General features: G+C 40.8%; 3 protein-coding genes. All 3 read left to right on the forward strand.

The window, feature by feature from the left end:
* Positions 1-136: 136 nt before the first annotated feature.
* A complete protein-coding gene (locus tag AN490_RS05120) occupies positions 137-367 on the forward strand; it encodes a helix-turn-helix transcriptional regulator (protein ID WP_300000599.1) in 231 nt (76 codons plus the stop codon).
* 4 nt (positions 368-371) lie between these two features.
* Positions 372-2114 carry a fatty acyl-AMP ligase gene (locus tag AN490_RS05125; protein WP_300000602.1) on the forward strand — a complete coding sequence of 581 codons (1743 nt, stop codon included), beginning with the start codon at positions 372-374 and terminating at the stop codon, positions 2112-2114.
* A 224-nt stretch (positions 2115-2338) separates the two neighbouring features.
* Complete coding sequence (locus AN490_RS05130; RefSeq protein ID WP_300000604.1) at positions 2339-7921, forward strand: type I polyketide synthase; 5583 nt, start codon at positions 2339-2341, stop codon at positions 7919-7921.
* Positions 7922-8086: the final 165 nt, after the last annotated feature.

Here is an 8086-nt window from a genome sequence, read left to right on the forward strand (position 1 = left end):
ATATGTGTCAGGAAATAAGTTATGTTCATTGGTTTAGAAAACTTATTTGGATAAGATGAAAAATAGCACTTATAGGCTAAGTTTATTTCAACATGTAAAGTTTTATTACGCTATTCAACATTTCTGTGTGCTTACTATGTCAAAAGATATAATACTTGTTACATCAGACATGAAGCAGATGTTAAAAAGACCATTGGTGGTCAAACAACCCGAAATTGGGGGGCTAATTCGGGAGTTTCGCCTCTTGACTGGACTTACTCAAGAACAGTTCGGCGCTTATCTAGGTGTAACCTATGCCACTGTTAACCGTTGGGAAAATGAGCGATCGCATTATTTTGGCAATAGTATTGACAACATAAGGTATTAAACCAATGACTGAAAAAATTATCAATACAGCTACTAAATTTTCAAACTATTTAGAAATATTGAACTTCAGAGCATCTTCACAAAACCAAGACACTGCATTTGTCTTTATTAATTCTTCAGAAGCCAAGGTGGAATTAACTTTTGGACAGTTTCATACAAAAGCAGTCGCCATAGCCACAGCACTGCAACAATACAATCTTGATGGGGAGAGGGCGTTATTGTTATATCGTCCGGGGATTGATTTTATTGTTGCCTTTTTTGGTTGTTTATATGCTAAAGTAATTCCCGTACCTGTGCATCCTGTACGCAATCAAAGAGAAATATCACGCCTCAGCGGAATTATAGAAAATGCACAAGTGAAATTTGTTCTCACAACTGAAGACTCGATTGCTGATTTTCAGAAAATTTACCGCGACATTCCCTACATCAATCAAGCACACTGGATAGCTACAAATTCTCAGCCAGAAGCAGCTAGTCATAACTGGAAAATACCAAATATTCAAGGCTCTGATCTGGCATTTCTGCAATATACATCTGGTTCTACAGGACAACCAAAAGGTGTCATGGTAACTCATAGTAATCTCATCCATAATCAGCAAACTATTAAGGAAGGATCTCAGCATTCCGAAGAGACAATCTTTGCAGGTTGGCTACCGCTTTATCATGATATGGGTTTAATTGGTAATGTTCTTCAACCTCTATATCTAGGAATTAAATCTGTACTATTTCCACCTATCACTTTTTTACAATCACCTGCAACTTGGCTAAAAACCATCTCAGAATATCGTGCTACTACTAGTGGTGGACCAAACTTTGCTTATGAATTGTGTGTAAATAAAATCAAAGATGAAGAAATTAAGGATATAGACTTATCCAGTTGGCAGATTGCATTTAATGGGGCTGAACCTGTGAAAGCTAATGTAATTGAAAGCTTCATTCAGAGATTTAAAAAATATGGCTTAAGAGAAGAAGTTTTCTATCCTTGCTATGGAATGGCTGAAACTACTTTGTTTATTTCTGGGGGAAATCCTCAAGATAAACCTGTATTTCTGTCAGTAGATGAACAAGTATTAGAAACTCATCGTATCCAGGTTGTAGATAACAACACTAAGAAGGTTTTAGTTGGGTGTGGAAATGTTCATGGTGACCATGATGTTCGGATTGTGAACCCAGAAACTCTGACGCTTTGTAGTCCTGAAGAAATTGGCGAAATTTGGATTTCTGGTGGCTCAGTTGCGGCTGGATATTGGAATAGAGTACAACAAACCCAAGACACTTTCCAAGCTTATCTAACAACAGGAGAAGGACCATATTTACGAACTGGTGATTTTGGTTTCTTTGTGGAAGGAGAATTGTTTATTACAGGACGCTTGAAGGATTTAATTATTATTCGCGGGTTAAATCATTATCCTGATGATATAGAAGCTACTGTAGAAAATAGTGATGTTGCTATCCGCATAGGTGGTTCAGCAGCATTTGCGGTTGATATCAATGGGGAAGATAAGTTAGTTGTGGCGTGTGAAATTAACAAAGATTTTCTGAACAAGTTCGACCATAGTCAACTGTTAACAACTGTGAGAAAAAATATATCTGATATTCATGGGTTAAGGTTACATGATTTAGTGTTGATTATGCCCGTGACTCTACCGAAAACTTCTAGTGGTAAGAAACGCCGAAGACATTGTACAAGTCTGTATCTGCAAAATGGTTTTCGTGAAGCTGTAACTAGACAGGTAGTTCCGGTTTAGAAATCGCAGTTAACCCTCTTCTGTCACTTTCCGAGTATAATGAATAAAAAAATCAGAAAATAAAACTCTACAAGGCAGGTGGAGCAATGGATGTAGAATTACAAATCCTAAAGCATTTGGCAAGAAATTCCCAGCCAACAGTGATGCAAGTTAATCGAGGTTTCTCACCTACGTTCTAAATCATCTTTCAGGGTTAAAGTATATGAGTACAGGCAATATCTACCATGAATAATATCTCTCAAATTGAGGCTCAGTTACAAAATAAAATAGCTGCAATTCTAGAAATACCAACTGAAGAGGTTTGTTTGTCGGCTTCGCCTAGTGAATTAGGATTTGATTCATTAAATTATGTGGAATTAACTACTTTTCTCCAAGATGAATTTAAAATTCCTGTAACTCCTGATTTGCTGTATGAATGTCATACAATTACTGCTCTAGTAGAATTTATCCAAGAACATCTAGAACCAAGTTTAGAAACCTGCACCAAAGATGAAAGTGCAGTGGCTGTAATTCCAGAGGAAATAGCAACTGTTACCGATGTTCTGGAGTCTGAATCTTCCCCCCAAGATATTGCAATTATTGGTGTGGGTATATCATTACCCCAAGCTAAAACCTTAGAAGAATTTTGGCAGTTATTGACAGAAGGTCAAGTCGAGATTACAGATTTTCCGGCTCAACGTTTACCCCAGAATGCAGAGCAAAAAAATCTTTTGCAATCTCCAGAACTTGCTCCTTTTCTTAAAGGTGGGTTTATAGAAAATGTTGAGTGTTTTGATGCGAAGTTCTTTGGTATTTCTCCACGAGAAGCTCAATTGATGGACCCACAGCAACGGATACTTCTCCAATGTGTCTGGCACGCTATAGAAAATGCTGGATATCGTGCTTCAGAGTTATCTGGTTCTAAAACGGCGGTCTTAGTTGGGGCTTCGAGTTTTGATTATCATGAGTTGTTGTGTCAGCAGAAAAACTCTATAGAACCCCATTTAGGAACGGGCGTGAGTCATGCTATCCTGGCTAACAGAATTTCTCACTTGTTGAATTTGAAAGGGTCAAGTGAAGCAATTGATACAGCTTGCTCAAGTTCTTTGGTGGCGATAAATCGGGCTATGGAACTATTACGCTCAGGAAAATCTGATTTAGCGATCGCAGGTGGTGTTAATGTGATCACATCTTTGACATCCTATGTGGTCTTTTCGCAGGCGGGGATGTTGAGTAAAACAGGCAAGTGTAGTCCCTTTGATGAAGCAGCTAATGGTTATGTCAGAGGTGAAGGCGCAGGGGTACTGTTATTAAAGTCCTTGACTCAGGCTGAACGGGATGGCAACTATATCTATGCTGTGATTAAAGGTGCGGCAGTAGGACATAGCGGACATACTAATTCTTTGACTGCACCTGCTCCCGAAGCGCAAGCAGAGACAATTTTAGCAGCTTATGCTGATGCTCAAATTAGCCCTGCTACTATTGGTTATATTGAAGCTCACGGGACTGGGACAACCCTGGGCGATCCGATAGAAATTAATGGACTAAAGAAGGTTTTTGCTACTGTTGAGACTACCCACAATTGTTATGTCGGTTCTGTCAAGAGCAACATCGGACATTTAGAAGCCGCCGCCGGGGTGGGAGGAATTATCAAATCTATTTTGGCGTTGCAAAAAGGTGTAATTCCTGCTAATGCTAACTTTGCTACTTTGAATAAGTATATCCGTTTGGATAATTCTCCATTGCAAATTGCCTCACAACAAGTGACTTGGGAACGGCAAACAACCTCTATAGGGAAACAACAACCACGTCGAGCCGGAGTCAGTTCCTTTGGGTTTGGGGGGACAAATGCTCACATAGTTCTAGAAGAATATTTAGCACGGACTGTGGATATCTCTGCACCATCTCAGCCGCAGTTAGTTATTTTGTCGGCTAAGTCTCAAGAACGGCTAACTGCTTATGCTCAAAGCATTGCGGCATATCTCCAACAACAAAATAGCTTCTCTTTAGCAGATATAGCTTACACCTTGCAAAAAGGCAGGGAAGCGATGGAGTATCGTCTGGCTATTGTAGCCAAAACTCTTGAGGAATTGACCAATGCTCTGCACAAGTTAATCAATGGATTAGAAAATAATCAGGTTTTTGTGGGTGATTCTCGTTATAGCCAAGCCTATGAGGACTTATTTGAGAGTCAACAAGAATTAGAAAAGCATTTGCGATCTCTAGCGCAAAATTCAGCATATCCTAAGTTGGCTAAGTTGTGGGTGGGAGGATTAGATATTGATTGGACTCAGGTATTACCTAGAGATTATTCACCCACCGTTGTTCCCTTACCTGGATATCCATTTAGTCTTGATAAATATTGGTTTCCCGAAACCACCACTGCACCAGCCAAAACGATTAAAGTACCTACAAAAGAACACATCAGCCTGCTTGTACCACAATGGCAACATCAAGCATTACCTCAAGATACCCAAGCTACTTTGCCAGGGACAATTATCGTTCTTGCTGATGATGATATCAAACCTTTGATTGCTACTCTGCAAGCACAGCATCATCAAGCCGCTTTTGTGGTGGTGGAAAATGCTTCTACTTACCAACAAATCACACCCCAGAATTATCAATTTTGCTTTGATAACGCCGACCACAGAGCGAGATTTCACAATCAGATATCATCTTTAGAAATTACAGGCATTCTTGATTTAACTGCCTTAACTGGTAATAGTCAGTCTATTTTCGGCAACATCGCCTTACTACAATCTTTATTGAATACTCGTAACCCCCTACGCTTACGACAATTTACCCAAGGGTTGCAGAATATTAACGGGACATCAACTAACCTGCGTGGTGCAGAACTGACGGGTTTATTCAAGATGTTGGGCGCAGAATATAACTCTTGTTATGCCAAAACCATTGATTTAGACCCCAACTACTCAGATTTACAAACTTTAAGTCAAATTATTGCTCAAGAGTATCAAGCTGACGATCACTTTACCGAAATTTGTCACCGAGATAGCGATCGCTTTGTTGCTACCCTCGCACCTCTGAAGTTTGAACCCCCCACCCAGTCCCAGAAATTATTACAGGGAACGGTTGTGATTAGTGGCGGTACAGGTGGTATAGGTCATGAAGTTGCTCAACATTTGGCGGGTCAAGGTTATAAAACCCTAGTGTTGATGGGCAAAACTACATTACCTCCCAGAACAAAATGGGATGAATTAATGGCATCGCCAAATGCAGAACCGGCAATTACTAGGAAAATCACCAACATTCTCAACTTAGAAAAACAAGGCATAACCGTAGAACTCTATATTGGCGAATTAACAGATTATGCGGCTCTAGATGTCTATTTCCAAAACATTCGCCGTCAATATGGACCCATTACTCAAGTATTCCACTGTGCAGGCTGTGTTTCCTCAGAATCACCAGCTTTTCTGCATAAATCCATAGACAGTATTGTATCTGTATTGTCTCCCAAAACTACCGCATTGGAAGTTTTACACCGCATCTTTGAGCATGACAATTTACAAGCATTCGTCTTGTTCTCATCCCTGTCGAGCGTCGTCCCTAAACTAGCTGTAGGTATTAGTGATTATGCTACAGCTAACGCCTATATGAATTACTTTGCTGCTTATCAAGTAGCTCAAGGTAATATCTACTATCGTGCCATTCAGTGGTCAAACTGGAAAGAAGTTGGCATGGGACAACTCACCAGTCAGCCAATGACCAAGATAGGTCTTGCCCCTTTGTCCACAGCCGGAAGTTTGCAATCTTTAGATACTATCTTGACTTTACCTCCCCAAATTCACACTGTGGCTTGTGTAGGTAGTCAAGAGCAATTAAATTTATCAGAATTGCCCCTAGTTAGGAAAGCGCAAACAACAACTCAGCCCATTTCCTCACCCAAGCAAAACGCCCCAATCAATGGCAACGTACAGACTTACGTTTTAGAATCATTAAGCCAAATTCTCTCCAGTGAACTCCACATTACCTTAGACCAAATCGAGTATGACACCTCCTTTGATGCTTTAGGTGTGGACTCCATCTTTTTAGCCAGTATCGTCAACAAAATTGATCAATGGCTAGGACTGAAATTAGACCCATCACTGTTATTACAACACGATTCCATATCCCGTTTAGCAGAACATCTCATTACTTATCATCATGATCAATTACAGCTAAAACTATCACAAACTCAAGTAGTAGAGACAAAAATTCAGCCTCAAACCCCTCCCCGCAAGACGGAAACTTGGCTCAAGTGGGAAAACCTGCCCACAGAATTGTCCTCTTCTGCGCCTCTGGGTCAGCAAAATTCCCAAAATCCATCGCACACCGAAATTGCCGTGATTGGTATGGCTTGCAAATTCCCAGGTGCAGCCAACAAAGAAATCTTCTGGAATAACTTAGTAGCTGGCGTTGACAGCATCCGAGAAATCCCAAAATCTCGATGGAATGTCGAACAATATTACTCCAGCGAATTTACATCAGGTAAATCAGTGAGTAAATGGGGCGGTTTTCTGGATGATTTAGAAGACATTGATCCCACCATGTTTGGAGTCTCTCAACATGAAGCCAGCGACATTGATCCCCTGGTGCGCCTATTCTGTCAAAGTTGTGTTGAAGCGGTAGTAGATTCTGGTTATGCCATCAAAGATATCAACCACCGCAAAGTTGGGGTGTTCGTAGGTGCTAGGGTAGCAGGATATGGCGATCGCATTCAAATCCCCAAAAAATCCAGCATTGTGGGTGTAGGACAAAACTTCATCGCGTCCCACGTTTCCCACTATCTCAATCTCACAGGGTTAAGTCTAGTCATTGATACAGCCTGCTCATCTTCTCTCATGGCTATCCATCTTGCCTGTCAAAGTTTACTACAGGGTGAGTCAGAAATGGCTTTAGCCGGTGGGGTGGAAGTTCTCTTAGATGAAAAACCTTATCTCTTTCTCAGTGCAGCACACGCCTTATCTCCTCATGGCAAGTGTTTTACCTTTGACGAACGCGCCAATGGTTTTGTCCCTGGTGAAGGTGTGGGTTGTGTCTTGCTCAAACCTTTAAAACAAGCCTTAGCAAATGGCGATCCAATATACGCCGTGATTAATGCTACTGCTGCCAACAACGATGGTCATACCATGGGCATTACTACCCCCAGCGTCGAAGGTCAAGTAGAAGTAGTTACTACAGCACTAGCAAAAGCCCACCTTTGTCCAGAACAAATTAGTTACATCGAAACCCACGGGACTGCAACCATGATTGGTGATCCCATTGAGTTACGGGCGTTATCTCAGGTGTTTGCTGGAGTGGGGACAAATAATCACTGTGCTTTAGGTAGCGTCAAGACCAATATTGGTCATTTATTAAGTGCGGCTGGGGTGGCTAGTTTCATCAAAGTTGCATTGTCACTGCACAACCAGGTTATTCCCGCATCACTCAACTGTGAACAAGTAAATCCTCGCTTTGACTTTACCCTTTCACCTTTTTATCCAGCCCAAACAACCCAACCCTGGAATCAAGCTCATCCCAAATTTGCTGGGATCAGTTCCTTTGGTTTTGGTGGAACTAATGTACACACCATTCTCTCTGAACCACCAAAATCAGCCGTGAAACCAGGCGCAAAATTAATCACCCAAGGTTTTAGTAACAAGAAAATCCGGGCTTGGTTGCCATCTGCTCAACCTGCAACTTCCTATACTTTGAATATGGAAAATACGGAAAAATTCGCACCACCTATTCGGCGTTCCCTGTTAACGTTAGAACTTGAAAATACTCACCAGTCCTTATTGAGGCTCGAAGAAGTATTCACTAATGAAATGCAACTTATTATTACTTAAATAATAAGAGATTTACGCATTAATACTGATTTTAGCAAGTTTTGCGTAAATTTTGCTTTCCACAGTGAATATTAATCCCACATTCCGCACCCCAAAATGTTACAGAGGGAAATTACGGAGATGAAAATCAAAGGAAGCATCAAAACAAACAGATAAAGTGAAAGA

This window comes from Anabaena sp. AL09 (assembly GCF_001672255.1).
GTDB classification, from domain to species: Bacteria; Cyanobacteriota; Cyanobacteriia; order Cyanobacteriales; family Nostocaceae; genus Dolichospermum; species Dolichospermum lemmermannii.